This window comes from Pantoea anthophila (genome assembly GCF_006494375.1).
Classification (GTDB): domain Bacteria; phylum Pseudomonadota; class Gammaproteobacteria; order Enterobacterales; family Enterobacteriaceae; genus Pantoea; species Pantoea anthophila.
This window is the reverse complement of record NZ_VHIZ01000007.1, coordinates 1-632: the sequence shown is the minus strand read 5'-3', so window position 1 is coordinate 632 and position 632 is coordinate 1. Positions and strand designations below refer to the sequence as shown.

At 56.0% G+C, this 632-nt stretch carries 1 protein-coding gene; it reads right to left on the bottom strand.

Translation table 11 applies throughout. The features are described 5' to 3' along the window. On the bottom strand, positions 1 to 632 hold a 632-nt coding region (locus FJW00_RS00410), incomplete at both ends, for a type VI secretion system Vgr family protein (protein ID WP_140922726.1).

Sequence of the window (632 nt, the reverse complement as noted above, 5' to 3'; positions counted from 1 at the left end):
ATTTTTGATGGTAGTATTTTCACCGTTATTAAACGTGTTGGTCTCAATATCATCAACCGTCGTTGTGCGCTTCTGCTTATAGTGGAAAGTTGCGTCGCCAGTGATCTCATCGCTTTGATCTTTGCCGATCTTTGTCGTGCGACAACCGTCTATTGATACGGTCTTGTCATTCTCCACCGAAATGTTCATGTCTTTTTCAGCATGCATATTAAGCAGCTCACCGCCCGGCTTGTCCTCAAAGAACAGGAAGCTGGCGTTGTCATTATGGCCATCTTTACTGCGCGTCATAAAGCCCATACGCGTGGCGTCTTCGGGAAGGTTCCAGGGTGGCATACTCGCTTCGTTATATACGCGCCCGGTAATTATCGGGCGGTCAGGATCACCGTTGATAAAGTCTACAACAACTTCATCACCAACGCGCGGGATCTGCACCCCGCCGAACCCCTGGCCCGCCCAGGCGCTGGAGACGCGCACCCAGCAGGAGCTGGTGTCGTCCCCCTTCGCCAGGCGGTCCCAGTGAAACTTCACCTTCACCCGCCCGTAGCGGTCCGTCCAGATGGACTCCCCCTTCGGCCCCACCACCTTCGCCGTCTGCGGGCCGTGCGTCTTCGGCCACGGCGTCTCCGGCGGCG